We start from the raw sequence: 19131 nt of genomic DNA, 5'->3' as shown, positions 1-19131 counted from the left end.
TTATCCCATTAACTCTCTGAGATTTATCTTAAGTTTTTTTGCTTTATGCCGATAACTGCTTGCACAACTATCAAAAACACAACATGGACCTGGCCTTGAGTAACTATAACGAGCAGTTTCTGAAACAAAGTCCTCTGGCAGTATTAGGCGTGTTACGTGATCTTCATAAAAACCAGGTGCCAATACGGTTGAGTTGGTCATCCGGGCAGTTTATTAGCAAGATTCTTGAGGTCACAGCTTCAGGCTTAATTGTGGATTTTGGTAGCCAGACGCAGGAAAACCAGGCGGCGCAAAAGGCAACGAATATTCAGTTCATCGCCGAAACCGAAGGTGCAAAGGTGGAATTTATTTTGCCTAAAATGCAGGCGGTAAATTACCTGAATTTGCCCGCCTTCCACGCCCCGCTTCCGCCTGCGCTGTGGTTTGTACAGCGCAGGGAATATTTCCGCATCACTGCCCCGCTGCAACCGTATTACCACTGCAGCACCACACTTGCGGATGGCTCTCCCTTCCAGTTCAGGCTTTGTGATTTGTCATTAGGCGGAATGGGGGCGCTGCTTGACGGGCCATTACCCGACGGATTGAGCGCGGGAATGCGCTTCTCGCAGGTGGAAATGGATTTAGTGCAATGGGGAAAATTCCACTTTGATATGCAGTTGATAACGCTTTCAGAACGAAAAGTGATCGACAGCAAAAATCAGACGGTCAGCACGCCGCGCCTGAGCTTCCGCTTTCTGAATGTTAACCCGGCCGTGGAACGTGAATTACAGCGCATTATTTTCGCGCTGGAGCGTTCTGCTCGTGAGAAAGCGGGCCGGGTTAAATAATTACATGGCGTTTAACGCCTTAGAGACCTTATACAAATAACGCGGCGCCTGTGGTGCCGGGTGGTTCTTCGCTATGTATTCGTAAAATTCGTCCGGGCTGAGGTCATTGATTTCGTCAATGGCCTCTTTACGATCGGAGGAAAATGTTCTCAGCAACGCGCCTGCACCATTGGCATAAGATGCCAGCAATGCGTATTGCATCGTTTGCGGATCTTCAATGCCAGCCAGAATACCGTGCTCAAGAATGCTTAAGTAAGCCGTCCCAATCGAGATATTACGTGCCGGGTCTTTTAGCTCGCTGGTTGACGGCTGCCCGCCCCAACCTAAATGACGATACACATCTTTGCCTGCCGTTGAGGCTTTAATCTGCATCAGGCCAACCGCATTGGACTTACTGACCAGCGTAGGGTTGCCACCTGACTCCACCGCAATAATCGCGGTAACGACTCGCGGGCTAACGCCCCACTCTTTTGCAGCCTGATCGGTGATCGGCATCCATGTTAATGCGCGTTGTACCGGTTTTGTCGGATCCCACTCGGGTTGTTTTGTGGAGTGGCTGGAACAGCCAGCTATAAACAGAACCAACACAATCAGCCATCTTATATTCACACGTATTATCCTTTACTAATATTCATCGCCGTCAGGCGGGTGACAACGCCCGTTTCAAGCGGCATGATAACCAATTCACTTTCAGCAAGGAAATGCCATGTCGACGATTCGTTTAATTGCCCCTTCAGGTTTCTGTGTTAATCAGGCCGCCGCGGCTCGCGGTATCGAGCGTCTGAAAGCCTCGGGCCATCAGGTAGAAAACCAATCTGTGGTACCACGGCGTTTTCAGCGTTTTGCCGGAACAGACGAACAACGACTGGCAGATATTCAGGATTTATCTGCACTTCCTGAAGAATGCGACATCGTTCTGGCTGTGCGTGGAGGCTACGGTGCCACACGCCTGCTCGAACGTATCGACTATTCCCGACTCGGACTGGTCTTCCGCCAACGCACGCCGATTATCTGCGGGCATAGCGATTTCACGGCTATTCAACTCGCGCTGCTGTCGCAGACCGGAGCCATCACGTTTAGTGGCCCCATGCTGGCCGGTAATTTTGGTGCAGATGAGCTCAATAGTTTTACCTGGCAGCATTTCTGGCAGGCGATCACTGAACCGAAATTCACGCTGAACTGGCAAAGTCCGACGCCTGCGTGCTCCGCGAGCGGTACCCTTTGGGGCGGCAACCTGGCGATGCTGGTTTCGCTGATTGGCTCGCCGTGGCTGAGCGTGATTGATGGCGGTATTTTGGTGGTCGAAGATATCAACGAACATCCATTCCGGGTGGAACGATTGTTGTTGCAACTTCATCACGCCGGAATTTTAGCGCGCCAGAAAGCGCTGATTTTAGGTAGCTTCAATGGCGCAACGTTAAGCGATTATGACGGCGACTATAATTTCGATGAGATGTGTCGAATGTTGCAGCAGCGGTTGTCTATTCCTGTGCTGCGCGGTTTACCGTTTGGGCATGAACCAGAAACCGTTACCCTGCCATTAGGCGCTTATGGAGAACTGCAACACGACGGGCAGACTGCGAGCCTCACCATCAGCGGTCATCCAGTGATGAGACAAAATAAGTAGAATATGCCCCTCAGAAAGCACAATGAATCAATGCTTTCCGTGTTAAAATTTGCCTCACGAATAGAGTCACACGCAAAGGAGAAAGATAATTTTGGACGCAGGGGCGATAGTTAGTCTGTTTATTTTAGGTTCCGTTCTGGTAACTTGTAGCATCTTATTGAGTTCTTTTTCCTCGCGTCTTGGTATCCCCATTCTGGTTATCTTCCTCGCCATCGGCATGTTGGCAGGGATTGACGGAATTGGCGGTATTCCGTTTGATAATTATCCTTTCGCGTATTTAATCAGTAACCTGGCGCTGGCGGTGATTCTGCTTGATGGCGGAATGCGCACCCAGGCCAGTTCGTTTCGCGTCGCCCTCGGTCCCGCACTTTCGCTTGCCACCGTTGGCGTGCTGATCACGTCGGGGTTAACGGGCATGGCTGCGGCATGGTTGTTTAACCTCAACCTGATTGAAGGCCTGCTGATCGGTGCCATCGTCGGCTCGACCGATGCGGCAGCGGTGTTCTCCTTGCTGGGCGGTAAAGGGCTGAACGAACGTGTTGGCGCGACGCTCGAAATTGAGTCCGGTAGTAACGATCCGATGGCGGTGTTTTTAACCATCACGCTCATCGAGATGATTCAGCATGGGCAAACTGGCCTGAGCTGGATGTTCCTCATGGATATCATTCAACAGTTTGGTCTGGGGATTGTGCTTGGCCTTGGCGGCGGTTACTTGCTGTTGCAAATGATCAACCGTATTACGCTGCCTCAGGGTTTGTATCCCCTGCTTGCATTAAGCGGCGGGATTATGGTGTTTGGCATCACCACCGCTTTAGACGGTAGCGGGATTCTGGCGGTTTATCTGTGCGGATTCTTGCTCGGCAACCGCCCTATTCGCAGCCGCTTTGGCATTCTGCAAAACTTTGACGGCCTGGCGTGGTTTGCACAAATCGGCATGTTCCTGGTGTTGGGGCTACTGGTTAATCCCACCGATCTGTTGCCGATTGCCATTCCGGCGCTGTTATTGTCCATCTGGATGATTTTCTTTGCGCGCCCTCTTTCTGTGTTCCTCGGCCTGCTTCCGTTCCGTGGCTTTAATCTGCGCGAGCGGGTGTTTATCAGTTGGGTTGGGTTACGCGGCGCGGTGCCGATTATCCTCGCGGTGTTCCCGATGATGGCAGGGCTTGAGAACGCGCGGTTATTCTTTAATGTGGCGTTTTTCGTAGTGCTGGTGTCGCTGTTATTGCAGGGCACATCGCTCGGTTGGGCGGCTAAAAAAGCCAAAGTTGTGGTGCCGCCCGTCGGCTGGCCCGTTTCTCGCGTCGGCCTGGATATCCACCCGGAAAACCCGTGGGAGCAGTTTGTTTATCAGCTTAGTGAAGACAAATGGTGTATTGGCGCTTCATTGCGCGACCTGAAAATGCCGAAAGACACGCGAATTGCCGCGCTGTTCCGGGACAATACGCTGCTGCACCCGAATGACCGCACCCGTTTGCAAGTCGGCGATGTGCTGTGTGTGATTGGCCGCGAGCGTGATTTACCCGCCCTGGGTAAAATGTTTAGCCAGTCGCCGCCCGTGGCGCTCGATCAGCGCTTCTTTGGTGACTTTATTCTCGAAGCCAGTGCGCAGTTTGCCGATGTGGCAACGATTTACGGGCTGGAACTGGATGACAACGTCAATACCCAGCAAACGCTGGGCGAATTTGTGGTCGGCATGTTAGGTGGCGCGCCGGTTGTCGGTGACCAGGTGGAGTTTGCCGGGATGATTTGGACGGTCGCCGAAAAAGAAGATAACCAGGTGCGTAAAATCGGTGTGCGCGTAGAAAGCGAAGAAACGGAGTAAATTAGGTTTATGCCGGATGACGCTTACGCTTATCCGGCCTACAAATGCGGGACCAGGTTAAAAGATTAGGATGTTGTAACTACGGGCACGCGTGGTGCCAAAGCGCACATTAATTCATACCCTACCGTACCTGCCGCCTGCGCCACATCATCAATTTTCACCGCATTTCCCCACAATTCAACCGGACTGCCAATTCCTGCATTCGGGCAAGGGGTCAGGTCTACGGTTAACATATCCATGGAGATGGCACCAACGATACGAGTGAGCACACCGTCAACACGCACCGGCGTGCCTGTTGGCGCAATGCGCGGATAGCCGTCAGCATAACCACAGGCGACGATACCAATCCGCTGTTCGGCGTCTGCCCGATAACGACTGCCATAACCAACCGTATCGCCCGCTTTCAGGTTCTGGACACCGATAATTTCACTTTGCAGACTCATGACCGGTTGCAGGCCGCTGGTGGCAACATCACACCACTGGCCGCTTGGCGATGCGCCATACAGGATGATCCCCGGACGAACCCAGTCATAATGCGCTTCCGGATGCCACAACGTGGCCGCCGAGTTAGAAACAGAACGCGGACAGTCCAGCCCTTCTGCTGCTTGTTCAATGCGTTTCATCGGCTCGACTATGCCGTCGGGTTGCTCTGCATCGGCAAAATGCGCCATCAGCGTGAGTTGCCCAACGTTGGCTATAACGCGTAGCTGTTGCCAGATGGAGTGAACACGGTCAGGGCTGAACCCCAGACGGTTCATCCCACTGTTTATCTTCAGGTACACATCTAATGGCGCATTCAGTTTGGCCTTGGCTAAGGCTTTGACCTGCCAGTTGCTGTGCAAACTGGTGGTTAACCGATACTCATCAAACAGCGGCAATTCATCGGCGTGAAAGAAACCTTCGAGCATGAGAATCGGCCCTTTCCACCCGCGCTCACGCAGTAAAATTGCCTCTTCAATATTTAACATTGCAAAGCCGTCGGTTTCACTTAATGCAGACCAGACGCGCTCAATACCATGACCATAAGCATTCGCTTTAACGACGGACCAGACACGCGAATGGGGAGCAGCCTGGCGGACAATGTTTAAATTGTTACGCAGCGCGCTGAGGTTCAGCGTCGCAACAACCGGACGGGACATGTGTCCTCTCCTTGTTTTAATTTAGTTATGAGCGTTGTGCAGACGCTGCGAGCCTGTCGGCCTGAAACCCGGTGAGTAACGCGCCACCGCAAGATCATCAAAGGGAATGGCGGGCGTTCTTCCAGAAATTAAGTCACTGAGCATCTGGCCTGAGCCACAGGCCATCGTCCAACCCAGCGTGCCATGGCCGGTATTGAGCCACAGATTCTTGAACGGAGTGCGTCCAACAATCGGTGTGCCATCTGGCGTCATCGGACGTAAACCGGTCCAGAATGTTGCCTGCTCCACATGCCCGCCACGCGGATAAAGATCGCGCACGACCATTTCCAGCGTCTCACGACGCGGTTGCAGCAACTCAGTGTTAAAGCCAACAATTTCTGCCATCCCGCCCACGCGGATGCGCTGGTCAAAATGCGTGATAGCAATTTTGTATGTTTCATCGAGAATAGTCGAAACCGGTGCGCCTTGCTCGTCGGCAATCGGGATGGTCAGCGAATAGCCTTTGAGTGGATAGACAGGAATATCAACGATATTTTTCAGTAAACCAGTGGAATAAGAGCCGAAAGCGACGACATAAGCATCCGCTTTGACGACCTCTTTACCACACTGCACGCCATAAATACTTTGCCCTTCATACAGCAAACGATCGACCGGCGTGTTGAAACGAAACTCAACGCCCGCCTCTGCCGCCATACGCGCCAGATTTTGGGTAAACAGTTGGCAATCACCCGTTTCATCATTGGGTAAACGCAAGCCGCCGGTCAGTTTATGGGCGACATCAGCCAGGGCAGGTTCGACCTCGGCTAAGCGACTGGCTTCAAGTAGCTGGTAAGGCACGCCTGCATCTTTGAGAACAGCGATATCTTTGGCAGCATTTTCGTACTGCTGCGCGGTGCGGAACAACTGGAGCGTGCCGCCCTGCCGTCCTTCGTACTGAATATTGGTGGTGTGGCGCAATTCTTTCAGGCAGTCGCGACTATATTCTGCGAGACGCACCATCCGACCTTTGTTTTCCATGTAATGGCGCATGTCGCAGTTACGCAACATTTGCAGCATCCATTTGAGCTGGAATTGTGTGCCATCCAGGCTGATAGCCAGCGGCGCATGGCGTTGGAACATCCATTTAATGGCTTTGAGCGGAACGCCAGGTGCTGCCCATGGCGCGGCATAACCCGGTGAAATTTGCCCGGCATTCGCCGCGCTGGTTTCCATTGCCGGCCCCGCTTCCCTGTCGATAACCGTGACATCATGCCCAGCCTGGCGCAAATACCAGGCACTGCTGACACCGACTACGCCACTTCCAAGCACCACAACACGCATAACCATTCCACCATTTAGCTAAAAGAATAATCTTCTGATTACAAATTGATAACTCAGATGAAAATGTTATTCAACATATGGCTTTGTTATAGTGACTTTCCTCACATCCCGGCCTGATATAGCAGCTTCATGATTATTAGAATCTCCTGCTTGGTACAATATTATCAACAAAATATTATGCTACTTATTGGATTAATGACGGGTCATTGGAATACGTAAATCGCGTGGAAAAAATTTTGCTTACAGCAGCTAAGTTTCAGGAGTTGTCTATTCTTGAAAGTGAGGCTTTCCATTCAGAGAGAGCCGCCAACAATGAGGGCGCGCTGATGGCTATTGTTACTGATTCCGCCACAAAGGATTCTAAACGTCTAAGTGATGGACCTGACTGGACGTTCGAGCTGCTTGATGTCTACCTCGCTGAGATAGACCGTGTTGCCAAACTCTATCGCCTGGAGACCTATCCTCATCAAATTGAAGTGATTACCTCCGAACAAATGATGGATGCGTATTCGAGTGTCGGGATGCCGATTAACTATCCTCATTGGTCGTTTGGTAAAAAGTTCATTGAAACGGAACGGTTGTATAAGCACGGGCAACAGGGTCTGGCGTACGAAATTGTCATCAACTCCAATCCGTGTATCGCCTATCTGATGGAAGAAAATACCATCACGATGCAGGCGCTGGTGATTGCTCATGCGTGCTACGGGCATAACTCGTTCTTCAAGAATAACTACTTATTCCGTAGCTGGACGGATGCCAGCTCGATTATCGATTACCTGATCTTCGCGCGTAAATATATTACCGAGTGTGAAGAACGCTACGGCGTGGACGAAGTTGAACGTCTGCTCGACTCTTGCCATGCGTTGATGAACTACGGCGTTGACCGTTACAAACGTCCGCAAAAAATATCCCTGCAAGAAGAGACCGCCCGACAAAAAAGCCGCGAGGAGTATCTGCAAAGCCAGGTGAATACGCTGTGGCGCACGCTACCACGTCGTGAAGAAGAAAAGACGGTGGCCGAAGCGCGCCGTTATCCTTCTGAGCCGCAGGAAAACTTACTCTATTTTATGGAGAAAAATGCGCCGTTGCTGGAGTCCTGGCAGCGTGAGATTTTGCGTATCGTGCGTAAAGTCAGCCAGTATTTTTACCCTCAGAAACAGACTCAGGTGATGAACGAAGGCTGGGCGACGTTCTGGCACTACACCATTCTTAACCATCTGTATGATGAAGGAAAAGTGACCGACAGGTTTATGCTGGAGTTCTTGCATAGCCACACCAATGTAGTGTTCCAACCGCCGTATAACAGCCCGTGGTACAACGGAATTAACCCGTATGCACTCGGCTTTGCGATGTTCCAGGACATCAAGCGGATTTGTCAGTCGCCTACTGAAGAAGACCGTTATTGGTTCCCGGATATTGCGGGTAAAGATTGGCTGGAAACGCTGCATTTCGCGATGCGCGATTTCAAAGATGAAAGTTTTATCAGCCAGTTTTTGTCCCCAAAACTGATGCGTGATTTCCGCCTGTTTACGGTGCTGGACGATGACCGCAATAATTATCTTGAAATTGCCGCCATTCATAATGAAGAGGGCTATCGTAAGATTCGAGCCGAGCTTTCTGCTCAGTACAATCTGAGTAACCTTGAGCCTAATATTCAGGTCTGGAACGTTGACTTACGTGGCGACCGCTCGCTGACTTTGCGATACATCCCACATAACCGCGCCCCGCTGGATAAAGGTCGTCGTGAAGTTCTGAAGCATGTTCATCGCCTTTGGGGCTTTGATGTCACTCTCGAGCAGCAAAATGAAGATGGCAGTGTTGAGTTACTTGAACGCTGCCCTCCAAGGATCAATAGTCTGTAAGCATAAAAAAACGCTTCCTTCGGGAAGCGTTTTTCGTTTTGCTGTCGGCATGGGTAATGTTCGCCTATCGGCTGTGCATCGCCAAATCGCCCGGTAAATTTTTCTGCATTCGATGCCAGATATCACCGCTTTCACGCCCATAGGTACGCACGGTATCAAACACTTGATCGTGCAAACCTTGTTGGCAAATTTCAGCCAGACGATGGTAGAAACCTAACGCCAGGCTGCGTGCTTCCGGACTTGAGAAGTAATGACGCCCAATACGGGTGTATAACCCTTTCATTCCATTGAGGATTAGACCGTAGATCGGGTTTCCCGAAGCAAATGCCAGGCCACGGAAAATGTTGTAATCAAGCTTTGCAAATGCATCAGCATGGTCTTCAACACTGTTCGCGGTCGCCAGGACTTCTTGCGCTTTATCCGGATGCTGACGAACAGCGGTACGAATAAAAATAGTCGCGATATTTGTTCGCACTGACAGCAGGTTATCGATCAACTGCGGCACGCTGTCGTGATCGAGACGCGCCAGAGTTTCCAGAATGTTTAAACCGGAAGTTTCCCAGAAGTTGTTCACTTTGGTCGGCTTACCATGCTGAATCGTTAACCAGCCATCACGCGCCAGACGCTGAAGCACCTCGCGCAATGTGGTACGGGTCACACCAATCAGTTCGGATAACTCGCGTTCAGCCGGAAGAATAGTTCCCGGCGCGAAGCGGTTATTCCAGATACTTTCGATGATGTATTCTTCCGCGAAACCCGCTGGGCTCTGCGCCTTAATGACCATAGTATGCTTTCCATTACACAGGTTTTGCTAAAGAGACTCATCATACCAGATGCCTTGCGGCGCAGGTAGCGGTGACAACCGCCAATTCTGGAATCATGGTTTAATTTTGTGGGTCAATCACACAACTAAAGAATATTCCTATGCCTTGATTGATATCTTGTGCGCGAGTACCCTGAAACGACACAACTGAACGCAACTTTATATTTATCCGCACTATTTCGCTTTTAAGATCGGGGAGATGGCTTCACCTCACCCGGCTTCGAGGTAATACGGATAAATGGAGCATGAAAATTCTACGATGGAAATGTCTACCGGGCGCGCGCTATTTCGCAACTTCTTAGGTCAATCACCGAACTGGTACAAACTGACTTTACTGACTTTTTTAGTCATTAACCCGTTGGTCTTTTGGTTTGTCAGCCCATTTATTGCAGGCTGGCTGTTGGTTGCAGAGTTTATTTTCACCCTCGCAATGGCATTGAAATGCTACCCACTTCTGCCTGGTGGCCTGCTGGCCATTGAAGCCGTGTTCGTTGGGATGACCAGCGCCGATCATGTGCGGGAAGAAATTGCCTCAAATCTTGAAGTGTTGCTGCTGCTGATATTTATGGTGGCGGGCATCTACTTTATGAAGCAGCTTTTGCTTCTGGTCTTTACCAAGTTGCTGCTGGGTATCCGTTCGAAAATTCTGCTTTCACTCTCTTTTTGTATCGCTGCGGCATTTTTATCCGCATTTCTGGATGCTCTCACCGTGGTCGCGGTCGTCATCAGCGTCGCGGTTGGTTTTTATGATATCTACCACCGTGTCGCCTCTACCGGGTGTCTCGACGATGATATCCAGGATGACTCTCTCCTTGATTCCGATAACCGCTCCACTCTCGAACAATTCCGCGCATTTTTACGCAGCCTGATGATGCATGCCGGTGTCGGCACCGCACTGGGTGGCGTGATGACGATGGTCGGCGAGCCGCAGAACCTGATTATCGCGAAAAGTGCAGGTTGGCATTTTGGCGATTTCCTTCTGCGTATGGCACCAGTGACAATTCCTGTTCTGATCTGTGGTTTAGCGACCTGCGTACTACTGGAGATAACTAAGATCCTCGGGTATGGCGAAAAGCTGCCGGAAAAAGTTCGCGGTATTTTGCAGGACTACGATACCCAAAGTGCGCAAAAACGTACCCGTCAGGACAAAGTGAAACTGGTGGTTCAGGCATTAATTGGCGTCTGGCTGGTGATTGCGCTGGCACTGCATTTAGCCGAGGTTGGGCTGATCGGGTTGTCGGTGATTATCTTTGCTACCGCGCTATGCGGCGTGACTGATGAACATCAGATAGGAAAGGCATTTACCGAGGCGCTACCCTTCACCGCTCTGCTTACGGTGTTTTTCGCTGTTGTCGCCGTGATAATCGACCAGCATTTGTTTACGCCCGTTATCCACTTTGTATTGCAGGCTGAACCGCATTCGCAGTTGGCGTTGTTCTATCTGTTCAACGGCATTTTGTCGTCAATATCCGATAACGTGTTCGTCGGCACCGTTTACATCAACGAAGCGAAAGCCGCTCTTACCCACGGTATTATCGATCTCAAACAGTTTGAGTTACTGGCGGTGGCGATTAACACCGGCACGAATTTACCTTCAGTCGCCACGCCAAACGGCCAGGCCGCATTCTTATTCCTGCTAACGTCAGCGCTGGCTCCGCTCATTCGTCTTTCGTACGGGCGTATGGTGTTGATGGCATTGCCGTATACGCTGGTACTGACGCTTGTCGGTCTGTTGTGCGTTGAATTTACTTTGGTCCCGGCAACCGAGTGGATGACACATGCCGGTTGGATTTCGTCGCCAGTGATGGGTGCCGTAACGCACTAAATAAAACTAACGGGTTGTCTACAGCCCGTTTAGTTTTTTGTCTGATAAACATTCAATTAGCGTGTTATTTTGATGTGCCTACTGGCACAGAAATCGAATTCGTTTACACTGCCGACTCAACGCATGTTGCAGGGATACTGATTATGTTGCGATATTTAAACCAATGCTCCCGCGGGCGCGGTGCCTGGCTTCTTCTGGCCTTCACAGCCTTCGCTCTGGAAATGGTGGCATTGTGGTTCCAGCACGTGATGATGCTGAAACCTTGTGTGATGTGTATTTATGAGCGTTGTGCGCTGTTTGGCATTATGGGTGCAGGGATTGTCGGCGCGATTGCGCCAAAAACACCGCTGCGCTATGCCGGGATTGCACTGTGGATTTACAGCGCTGGGAAAGGTCTGCAATTAGCATGGGAACACACTATGCTTCAGCTTCACCCTTCTCCATTCGTAACTTGCGATTTTGCCGCACGTTTCCCAAGCTGGCTCCCACTCGATAAGTGGCTGCCGTCAGTGTTTGTGGCAACAGGTGATTGTTCCGTGCGCCAGTGGGAGTTCCTGACGCTGGATATGGTGCAGTGGTTAGTGGGTATTTTTGCTATCTTCCTGCTGATTGCGGTACTGGTCTTGATTGCTCAGCCTTTCAAACCTAAGCGTCGTGATCTGTTCGGGCGCTAATTTCATCTTCCAGAAATACAAAAACCCGCCTTGGCGGGTTTTTTATTATTAGTGGTCGCGTCGATATAACTCCCACTGGTCCATCCGTTCTCCACTCGGCAGCAAACAATCGCCACGCTCACCCAAATCGGTTTTCACCGTCCGTAATTCCCCGCCTTTAGCCTGGCAGTAAACAGACGCTGGGTTCGGCATGCCGATAACCTGTGGTGGTTTGGGTGCTGTGGGTTCAGGTGATGAACAACCGCTGAGAATGATAGCCCCAAGCAGTATTGTTATTTTTTTCATTATTCCTCCGTTATGGAGGCCGAATGGTAACAGTGCAGGAGTGGGAAAAGCAAAACCAGCGGAATCAGCTCTTAGCGAGCCACTGCATTATGTTGATGAATCGCACTCATCGGACGATGAAGGAGGTGCATCCCTGATTTACAGAAGATACAAACAGCGCCATAGGGATTTGTTTCTCGGACATCGTAGGGGGAAGTGCGATACTGTGAACCGCCACATGACGGACACTTAAATGATAAATATTGGATAAAAACCTACTTTTATTTGTTATTGAAAGGATACTGTATCAGGGAAAAACAGGTTTGTACGATTTATTTTCACAAGTCGGACAAACCTTAGCAGTTTAGTCTGTATCGCCCCATTTCACTGGGGCTAGCGAATAAATTTAGAGTTTATATGTCGGCTACGATGCAATTCTTGCCGTTCTTTTTCGCCTCATAAAGAAGTTTATCCGCTTGCTCTAACATTTTATCCAGGCCGTGCTTAGAATCAGTTTCTACCATTCCACAACTGAACGTCACTTTGAGCGATTCTTCACGCCAGATACGTTGAGCAACTTCATTTCGCCATTCGTCCATCAATTCGTAAGATTGTTTAAAGGTGATGCCTGGGAAAATGACTACCAATTCTTCGCCGCCAAAACGGTAAATTGAATAATCGTCCCCCATTATTCTGGTCCCAATGCGGCAGACATTTTTAAGCACTGTGTCACCGACAGGGTGTCCAAATGTGTCATTAATTTGCTTAAAGTTATCCAGGTCGATGATGGCGAGATGGAAGTTGATATTCTTGTTGTGCAAATCGGCGGCATCTTGCTCAAATTTACGACGCGTTCCTGCCTGAGTTAAGGTATCGGTTACAGAAAGCGTTTCAACTTCTTTAAGATGCTTATGTTTTTGCACCATCCCTTCATAGAGACTTTCAAAGTTTTCAACCTGGCTATTAACCTCAAGACCATTACTACTCATGTATAACAGGCTAATCAAACGCTTGAAATAGATTCTAAACAGTGCAATCACGACAAAATAAAAAATTGATGATATAAAAATAACCAAAGCCAGTAGTTTGTATTCAGATTCAAAAGTATTGGTATAGGTTGCTATATTTACTGATGTATAGGCTATCCAGCCAGGATTGTTATATGCACGGTAATAAACAATCTTCCCAGTTTCCTCATCAACAAAAGAGCCATAGCGTTCGGTGGTTTTAAGTAGCCATGACTTCGGTATTGTCCGCTTAAACACATCATCGGTATTTGAGTACATGACAACAACACCGCTTCGTGAGGCGATTTCAAACCTGCCATCATAAGGTATCGAGACCTCCTGAAGCATTCTGCTCATGTTCTTCATATCGAGATCGAACGCAACGTTTCCTACTTGTTGCGAATGCGCGTCGAATATATTCATACTGACAGTGACAGAAAGTTTGGACTGTTCTTTAGACCTATCCAGCTTCAATGTTTCATAGGGGTCAGAAAATATTATTTCATCTTTTATTCCTGCGTGTGGATACCATGGCCTCGCACTTGGAGCAAATGGACTTATTTTAATTTCTGGGTAAATTTTGTAATTTTCAAACACATCAGAAACCAACGCAGAACTAAAAAACATCGTCGAGTCAACAATTGAAGGGATAACCATATTGAGATCGATGTATTCTGAAGATAAATACTTTTCAATTGCATTCCCTTTCATATTATCTGATAGTGAAAGCAATAATAATTTCATCTCGTCCACCGGGCGCTCCACGCAGGATTTGGCAGAGTTATCGGTAAACCTTCTCATTGTGTCTCTAAAATCGTTTTCTTTCTCGTATTTAATGTAGAAAAATGCACAAGTGCAAAGAAAGATAAAAGGAATCAACATGACAGACATGTGGATTATTATGGCTTTGTTTGTCGATAGTTTCTTCATTTCTAAAATCGCCATGAACACTAATAAAATCACATTCTCAATTGAGAAATAGTTCTACATTGTTAAAACGGGCGCTAATTATATACAAATTCGAGAAAGATACATTATTTATTAGAATACATTTTGTTTTACAAGAATTTATCAAATCAAATACAAAAATAATGCGTGTCGTTAATATTTATATATATTAATAAAAGGAAATCTGAAGGGATTTTAAAGAATTAAATATTGTGAAATACGCGGTCTACAATACATTTTAGCGCTATACCCCACTGTTATAGCGCTATTCCACCTTAGGGTCAATCAGCCCACTCAGGTTTGTTTAAAATGTGGTCTTGCCAGTCGCGCACTTCCGACTCTTTCACAGCGATATGCCGCACAGAAATACGTTCCCCATGCATGGCCGCTTTTGAGCCAGTCAACAGCGGATGCCATGCCGGTAAGTCTTTGCCTTCAGCTAACAAGCGATAAGCGCATGTGTGCGGAAGCCATTCGAATGTCGGCAAATTTTCACGGGTGAGTTTGATGCAATCGGGTTCGAACTCAAAACGACGCTCGTAGTTTTTGCACTGGCAGGTTTTGATGTTGAGTTGCTTACAGGCGACGTTGGTGAAATAGATTTCGTCTGTGTCTTCATCCATCAATTTATTGAGACAGCATTGACCACAGCCGTCGCAGAGAGACTCCCATTCTGAGTCACTCATTTCGTCCAGAGTTTTGCACTGCCAGAACGGTACTGTAGTCATAATGTTTATCCGGTAATAAAAAAACAAGCGCACCTTATAAACAGTCTGGGCTACAGATGCAAGTTTTGCCGCCCACAGGCGGCAAATTCATTATAGAACGCGGGTGGTCAAACTACGATCGGCAAAACTGACTTCCAGTTCATCGCCGCTATTGAGCGGCCCAACGCCTTCCGGGGTGCCGGTCAGGATCACATCGCCCGCTCGCAAAGTGAAGAATCGACTCATGTAGGCAATGAGCGGCACGATCTTGTGGATCATGTCAGATGTAGAACCTTGCTGGCGCACTTCACCATTGATCTTTAAGGCTATCGGAGAGTTTTGCGGGTCACCTTTAAATTCACTGGCTGGAATAAAACCTGAAATGGGGCAAGAGTTATCGAAACCTTTGGCCTTTTCCCACGGCTGCCCTGCTTTTTTCAGTTTGCCTTGCAAGTCACGCAACGTCAGGTCCAACGCTACTCCATATCCCGCAATGGCCTTAGTGACGTGATCTTCGGTGGCCTGTCGCAGGGTAGAACCAATCAGAATCGCCAGTTCAACTTCGTGATGCACTGAACCAAAATCTTGTGGTAGAACCAGCGGCTGGCGAATATCACACAGCGCACTTTCAGGTTTAATAAACAATACGGGTTCATCGGGCGTTGCACTGCCCATCTCTTTGATATGTTTTGCGTAGTTACTGCCTACGCACACTACTTTGCTGACCGGAAAATCCAGCAGCGCGCCCTGCCAGTTATGATGCTGATACATGCCTTTCCTCTGCGTCGTTGTGTTAACTACATTTGATACTAGAGAAAAAAATCCCGACTGAATACTGATGAGTATCAGTTATTGTGCGATTGCATCGGCCATAGTCGCGATGCTTATCGCAAAGTAGTAAGAGCGGTTCCAGTGCATAATCGTGCGGAAGTTGTTGTAGACAAGGAATGAGCGCCCCAGATTATCATCGGGTGTGATTATCCAGGCTTTTCGTGAACTGGCTGGAGCCGTGGTTCCCGGTTTAAAAGTCACCCCCAATTTTTGCCACTGCCCCACCGTTTTGCTCAGTCCGGTTTTGGTTCCGGCCAGTGCATTATCAAAGCCATCGGGTAAAGTGACCTCATTCCCCCAATTGCCGCCCGCTTTCCAGCCTTCGGTTTCCAGGTAGTTGGCGGTTGAGGCAAAGACATCGCTGGTGTTTGTCCAGATATCTATTTTCCCATCGCCGTCTCCGTCTGCGCCATAACGAAGATACGAACTTGGCATAAACTGGTTCTGCCCCATCGCGCCCGCCCAGGACCCTTTTAGTTCATCAACCGTAATATGTCCCTGGTCGAGAATTTTTAATGATGACATTAATTCTTTAGTGAAGAACGCCTCACGCCGCCCCTCAAATGCCAGTGTGGCCAGCGCAGAAACGATGTCCTCTTTGCCCTGGATTTCACCGAAATGACTTTCCATTGCCCACAGAGCAACGATGTACTGGCTTTGTACGCCGGTACGGTTGCTTATCGCGTTTAATTCATTTTGATGTTGCTTGAATTGCTCGCGCGCCTGTTGAATTTTTTCCGGCGTGATCACTCGTGCCAGGTATTCATCAAGCATGATTTTCTTTTCGAGCTGGTTCTGGTCTGATTTTATGACCCGATCAACAAAATGTGCATTCGCGAATGCGCTGTTGATGGTGTTTTCGCTGATTTCCTGAACTCTCGCCTGGGCTTTGAGTGTTTCGAGATAGGCGGGAAACTCATCGGGGTTACGCCCTTCTTGTGCAAGAGTCTGGGGCACAGGTTTGGCCTCGGATTGCCCAGCAACCGGTGCGATTACAAGTGATTGCGTCTGCGCACTGACTAAAGTCGCGCTGCAAGTGGTGAGCATAAAGGTGATGACTGTTAAACAAATTGCTGGAGTATTCATCATTTTCCCCGGGTTATTTGTTGTAAATATCATCCACCTTTATGTATAGAGAAGATTTGGCGCTAGTCCTAAAGTTATTTTTTCGGACTATTTTCCAGATGAATTTTTAACAGACTTTCTGGCGGCGGCGGTAATTGTAAATAATAGCCATCGTCTTTGAGTGCTTGTTTCACTTTTTCAAAATCAGCATTGGCCAGTTTTTTACTCCCATCAAGCGGTAATATCATCGCCAATTGAGGTAAACCAAAACCTTTCATCAATTCTTCCGGCACGCGAGAGAAATCGTCTTTTTTTTCGACATAAAGATATGTCTGGTCACGTTTACTACTTCTGTAGATCACACAAAACATTTTTTTTACTCTATTTTCGCCAGATGGTGGCTTGCCTGAATATACCTGTGACTATAACATGCCAGATGTACTTCGGAATATCGTCCCACACGGGTGGGGATTAAAACTGAATTGAGTAAGGGCAGGATGTCAAACACGCCGATCGAGTTAAAAGGCAGCAGTTTTACCTTATCAGTGCTTCATTTACATGACGCGCAACCCGAGGTGATTCTCCAGGCCCTTCAGGACAAAGTTTCTCAGGCACCCGCCTTTCTGAAAAATGCACCGGTGGTGGTGAATGTTGCCGGCCTTGATGGTTCAGTAAACTGGAAGAAAATTCAGCAAGCCGTGGTTTCTTCGGGTTTACGCGTCGTAGGGATTAGTGGCTGTAAAGACGAAGCGTTGAAGAAAGAAATTGAACGCGCCGGCTTACCGCTTCTGACTGAAGGGAAAGAAAAAAATTCACGTACGAAGGCCGCGCCTGTTGAGATTGCGCCTTCCGTCGAGCCAGTTGTTAACCCTGTCACAAAAACGCGTTTGATTGATACCCCGGTTCGTTCCGGTCAGCGCATTTATGCACCAAACTGTGATTTGATTATCACCAATCATGTCAGTGCCGGTGCAGAACTTATCGCTGATGGTAATATTCATGTTTACGGCATGATGCGTGGCCGTGCTCTGGCAGGTGCCAGTGGCGATCGTGGTGCACAAATATTCTGTACAAATCTTGCTGCTGAGTTGGTCTCAATAGCGGGTGAATACTGGCTGAGTGAGCAAATACCAGCCGATTATTATGGGAAAGCGGCGCGCCTGAGTCTGGCGAGTGGTGCTCTCTCCGTTCAACCTTTGAATTAAGCCCTTTTAACAAGGAATTCCTTTATGGCACGCATTATTGTTGTTACATCGGGTAAAGGGGGCGTCGGTAAGACCACGTCCAGCGCGGCCATCGCTACGGGTTTGGCCCAGAAGGGAAGAAAAACCGTCGTTATCGATTTTGATATTGGCCTGCGTAACCTGGATTTAATTATGGGCTGCGAGCGTCGCGTGGTTTATGACTTCGTGAACGTTATTCAAGGCGATGCCACATTAAACCAGGCATTAATCAGAGATAAACGCACTGAGCAGCTTTATATTTTGCCAGCTTCTCAGACACGCGATAAAGACGCCCTTACCCGCGAAGGCGTGGCAAAGGTGCTTGAAGACCTGAAAAATATGGACTTCGAATTTATCGTTTGTGATTCCCCTGCGGGCATCGAAACTGGCGCATTGATGGCACTCTACTTTGCTGATGAAGCGGTTATCACCACTAACCCTGAAGTTTCCTCAGTACGCGACTCTGACCGTATTCTTGGGATTCTTTCTTCTAAATCGCGCCGCGCCGAAAATGGTGAAGCACCGATTAAAGAACACCTGTTGTTAACTCGCTACAACCCAGGCCGTGTAAACCGCGGTGACATGCTTAGCATGGAAGATGTGCTGGAAATCCTGCGCATTCCGCTGGTTGGCGTGATTCCTGAAGATCAATCTGTGCTGCGTGCTTCAAACCAGGGTGAGCCGGTCATTCTTGACCAGGAAGCTGACGCTGGTAAAGCATATGCAGATACTGTTGAGCGCCTGCTTGGCGAAGATCGCCCTTTCCGCTTCATTGAAGAAGAGAAGAAAGGCTTCCTCAAACGCCTGTTCGGAGGATAAGTTATGGCATTACTAGACTTTTTTCTCTCACGGAAAAAGAACACCGCCAACATCGCAAAAGAACGCCTGCAAATCATTGTTGCAGAACGCCGCCGTGGTGATAGTGAACCGCACTATTTGCCGCAATTAAAACGCGATATTCTGGAAGTGATTTGCAAATATGTCAAAATCGATCCGGAGATGTTAACCGTCGTTCTCGATCAAAAAGATGATGATATTTCTGTTCTGGAACTTAACGTGACGTTACCAGAGACGCAGGAAGCCACAACAAAATCTGCGTAGTGGTCATTCGTGTAATAACCCCCCCTGGAATTATCGAGGGGGATTATTTATTTTTAGCGCTAACAC

At 48.7% G+C, this 19131-nt stretch carries 20 protein-coding genes and 1 pseudogene; 9 read left to right on the top strand and 12 right to left on the bottom strand.

Features of this window, described 5'->3' with window-relative positions; all coding sequences use genetic code 11:
- The first annotated feature begins 95 nt into the window (after positions 1–95).
- Positions 96–827 (top strand): flagellar brake protein YcgR, encoded by a 732-nt coding sequence (gene ycgR, locus DY231_RS10470; protein ID WP_115631820.1) that lies wholly within the window; start codon positions 96–98, stop codon positions 825–827.
- Here ycgR and emtA read toward each other — a convergent pair whose 3' ends face one another.
- Positions 828–1436 carry a membrane-bound lytic murein transglycosylase EmtA gene (gene emtA, locus DY231_RS10465; protein WP_115628300.1) on the bottom strand — a complete coding sequence of 203 codons (609 nt, stop codon included), beginning with the start codon at positions 1434–1436 and terminating at the stop codon, positions 828–830.
- Positions 1437–1533: 97 nt separating this feature from the next.
- Between emtA and ldcA the strand changes: the two genes are divergently transcribed.
- Complete coding sequence (ldcA, locus tag DY231_RS10460; protein WP_115628299.1) at positions 1534–2454, top strand: muramoyltetrapeptide carboxypeptidase; 921 nt, start codon at positions 1534–1536, stop codon at positions 2452–2454.
- A gap of 91 nt (positions 2455–2545) precedes the next feature.
- Positions 2546–4210: pseudogene (locus DY231_RS10455) on the top strand (potassium/proton antiporter); the annotation flags it as partial.
- Here the strand turns inward: DY231_RS10455 and DY231_RS25685 are convergent.
- From DY231_RS25685 to DY231_RS10445, 3 genes are read right to left on the bottom strand one after another with little or no spacing between them, the layout of a single operon-like run.
- Positions 4151–4294, bottom strand: coding sequence for a hypothetical protein (locus DY231_RS25685; RefSeq protein WP_440898613.1), 144 nt, complete (start codon positions 4292–4294; stop codon positions 4151–4153). The pseudogene DY231_RS10455 and the gene DY231_RS25685 sit on opposite strands and share 60 nt — an antisense overlap.
- Before the next feature lie 47 nt (positions 4295–4341).
- Complete coding sequence (gene dadX, locus DY231_RS10450) at positions 4342–5415, bottom strand: catabolic alanine racemase DadX (protein WP_115628297.1); 1074 nt, start codon at positions 5413–5415, stop codon at positions 4342–4344.
- Between the two features lie 21 nt (positions 5416–5436).
- Positions 5437–6735, bottom strand: coding sequence for a D-amino acid dehydrogenase (locus tag DY231_RS10445; RefSeq protein ID WP_115628296.1), 1299 nt, complete (start codon positions 6733–6735; stop codon positions 5437–5439).
- 326 nt (positions 6736–7061) lie between these two features.
- On the opposite strand from DY231_RS10445, the gene DY231_RS10440 reads away from it, so the two are divergent.
- A complete protein-coding gene (locus DY231_RS10440; protein WP_115628295.1) occupies positions 7062–8597 on the top strand; it encodes a SpoVR family protein in 1536 nt (511 codons plus the stop codon).
- A gap of 64 nt (positions 8598–8661) precedes the next feature.
- On the opposite strand, the gene fadR is transcribed toward DY231_RS10440, so the two are convergent.
- Positions 8662–9381 (bottom strand): fatty acid metabolism transcriptional regulator FadR, encoded by a 720-nt coding sequence (gene fadR / locus DY231_RS10435; protein WP_034495902.1) that lies wholly within the window; start codon positions 9379–9381, stop codon positions 8662–8664.
- Between the two features lie 298 nt (positions 9382–9679).
- Between fadR and nhaB the strand changes: the two genes are divergently transcribed.
- Entirely contained in the window at positions 9680–11245 is a 1566-nt protein-coding gene (gene nhaB / locus DY231_RS10430; protein WP_115631819.1) for a Na(+)/H(+) antiporter NhaB, read from the top strand.
- Between the two features lie 143 nt (positions 11246–11388).
- On the top strand, positions 11389–11919 hold the full coding sequence (gene dsbB, locus DY231_RS10425) for a disulfide bond formation protein DsbB (RefSeq protein ID WP_115628294.1): 531 nt from the start codon (positions 11389–11391) through the stop codon (positions 11917–11919).
- 48 nt (positions 11920–11967) lie between these two features.
- Here the strand turns inward: dsbB and DY231_RS10420 are convergent, their stop codons facing one another.
- From DY231_RS10420 to DY231_RS10395, 7 genes are all read right to left on the bottom strand, one after another.
- Positions 11968–12204 carry a putative hemolysin gene (locus tag DY231_RS10420; RefSeq protein WP_115628293.1) on the bottom strand — a complete coding sequence of 79 codons (237 nt, stop codon included), beginning with the start codon at positions 12202–12204 and terminating at the stop codon, positions 11968–11970.
- Between the two features lie 71 nt (positions 12205–12275).
- Positions 12276–12452 carry a cold shock small protein YmcF gene (ymcF, locus tag DY231_RS25400; protein WP_370511351.1) on the bottom strand — a complete coding sequence of 59 codons (177 nt, stop codon included), beginning with the start codon at positions 12450–12452 and terminating at the stop codon, positions 12276–12278.
- Positions 12453–12596: 144 nt separating this feature from the next.
- A complete protein-coding gene (locus DY231_RS10415) occupies positions 12597–13934 on the bottom strand; it encodes a sensor domain-containing diguanylate cyclase (RefSeq protein ID WP_172588676.1) in 1338 nt (445 codons plus the stop codon).
- A 485-nt stretch (positions 13935–14419) separates the two neighbouring features.
- The gene (gene ycgN, locus DY231_RS10410; protein ID WP_034495906.1) at positions 14420–14866 is read right to left on the bottom strand and encodes a cysteine cluster protein YcgN; all 447 of its coding nucleotides are present in this window, start codon (positions 14864–14866) and stop codon (positions 14420–14422) included.
- A 90-nt stretch (positions 14867–14956) separates the two neighbouring features.
- Entirely contained in the window at positions 14957–15616 is a 660-nt protein-coding gene (locus DY231_RS10405) for a fumarylacetoacetate hydrolase family protein (protein ID WP_034495908.1), read from the bottom strand.
- 78 nt (positions 15617–15694) lie between these two features.
- Positions 15695–16762: a lytic murein transglycosylase gene (locus DY231_RS10400; RefSeq protein ID WP_370511294.1), complete on the bottom strand. Its 1068-nt coding sequence runs from the start codon at positions 16760–16762 to the stop codon at positions 15695–15697.
- A 74-nt stretch (positions 16763–16836) separates the two neighbouring features.
- Positions 16837–17112 (bottom strand): YcgL domain-containing protein, encoded by a 276-nt coding sequence (locus DY231_RS10395; protein WP_115628290.1) that lies wholly within the window; start codon positions 17110–17112, stop codon positions 16837–16839.
- 126 nt (positions 17113–17238) lie between these two features.
- Here DY231_RS10395 and minC point away from each other — a divergent pair, with 126 nt between their 5' ends.
- The 3 genes from minC to minE are packed head-to-tail and all read left to right on the top strand — an operon-like array spanning position 17239 to position 19065.
- A complete protein-coding gene (gene minC / locus DY231_RS10390) occupies positions 17239–17946 on the top strand; it encodes a septum site-determining protein MinC (protein ID WP_115628289.1) in 708 nt (235 codons plus the stop codon).
- A gap of 24 nt (positions 17947–17970) precedes the next feature.
- The gene (gene minD / locus DY231_RS10385; protein WP_034495914.1) at positions 17971–18783 is read left to right on the top strand and encodes a septum site-determining protein MinD; all 813 of its coding nucleotides are present in this window, start codon (positions 17971–17973) and stop codon (positions 18781–18783) included.
- Between the two features lie 3 nt (positions 18784–18786).
- Positions 18787–19065, top strand: coding sequence for a cell division topological specificity factor MinE (minE, locus tag DY231_RS10380; RefSeq protein ID WP_034455225.1), 279 nt, complete (start codon positions 18787–18789; stop codon positions 19063–19065).
- The last annotated feature ends 66 nt before the right edge of the window (positions 19066–19131 follow it).

Origin of the sequence: Buttiauxella agrestis (assembly GCF_900446255.1) — a bacterium.
GTDB lineage: Bacteria > Pseudomonadota > Gammaproteobacteria > Enterobacterales > Enterobacteriaceae > Buttiauxella > Buttiauxella agrestis.
This window is presented reverse-complemented; position numbering and strand designations above follow the sequence as displayed.

Coding starts and splice junctions, on each gene's coding strand:
- fadR (WP_034495902.1), bottom strand. CDS start 9,381: ATGGTCATTAAGGCGCAGAGCCCAGCGGGTTTCGCGGAAGAATACATC.
- DY231_RS10405 (WP_034495908.1), bottom strand. CDS start 15,616: ATGTATCAGCATCATAACTGGCAGGGCGCGCTGCTGGATTTTCCGGTC.
- DY231_RS10445 (WP_115628296.1), bottom strand. CDS start 6,735: ATGCGTGTTGTGGTGCTTGGAAGTGGCGTAGTCGGTGTCAGCAGTGCC.
- ldcA (WP_115628299.1), top strand. CDS start 1,534: ATGTCGACGATTCGTTTAATTGCCCCTTCAGGTTTCTGTGTTAATCAG.
- DY231_RS10400 (WP_370511294.1), bottom strand. CDS start 16,762: ATGAATACTCCAGCAATTTGTTTAACAGTCATCACCTTTATGCTCACC.
- DY231_RS10440 (WP_115628295.1), top strand. CDS start 7,062: ATGGCTATTGTTACTGATTCCGCCACAAAGGATTCTAAACGTCTAAGT.
- minD (WP_034495914.1), top strand. CDS start 17,971: ATGGCACGCATTATTGTTGTTACATCGGGTAAAGGGGGCGTCGGTAAG.
- dadX (WP_115628297.1), bottom strand. CDS start 5,415: ATGTCCCGTCCGGTTGTTGCGACGCTGAACCTCAGCGCGCTGCGTAAC.
- ycgN (WP_034495906.1), bottom strand. CDS start 14,866: ATGACTACAGTACCGTTCTGGCAGTGCAAAACTCTGGACGAAATGAGT.
- DY231_RS10415 (WP_172588676.1), bottom strand. CDS start 13,934: ATGAAATTATTATTGCTTTCACTATCAGATAATATGAAAGGGAATGCA.
- minC (WP_115628289.1), top strand. CDS start 17,239: ATGTCAAACACGCCGATCGAGTTAAAAGGCAGCAGTTTTACCTTATCA.
- DY231_RS10420 (WP_115628293.1), bottom strand. CDS start 12,204: ATGAAAAAAATAACAATACTGCTTGGGGCTATCATTCTCAGCGGTTGT.
- minE (WP_034455225.1), top strand. CDS start 18,787: ATGGCATTACTAGACTTTTTTCTCTCACGGAAAAAGAACACCGCCAAC.
- nhaB (WP_115631819.1), top strand. CDS start 9,680: ATGGAAATGTCTACCGGGCGCGCGCTATTTCGCAACTTCTTAGGTCAA.
- DY231_RS10395 (WP_115628290.1), bottom strand. CDS start 17,112: ATGTTTTGTGTGATCTACAGAAGTAGTAAACGTGACCAGACATATCTT.
- dsbB (WP_115628294.1), top strand. CDS start 11,389: ATGTTGCGATATTTAAACCAATGCTCCCGCGGGCGCGGTGCCTGGCTT.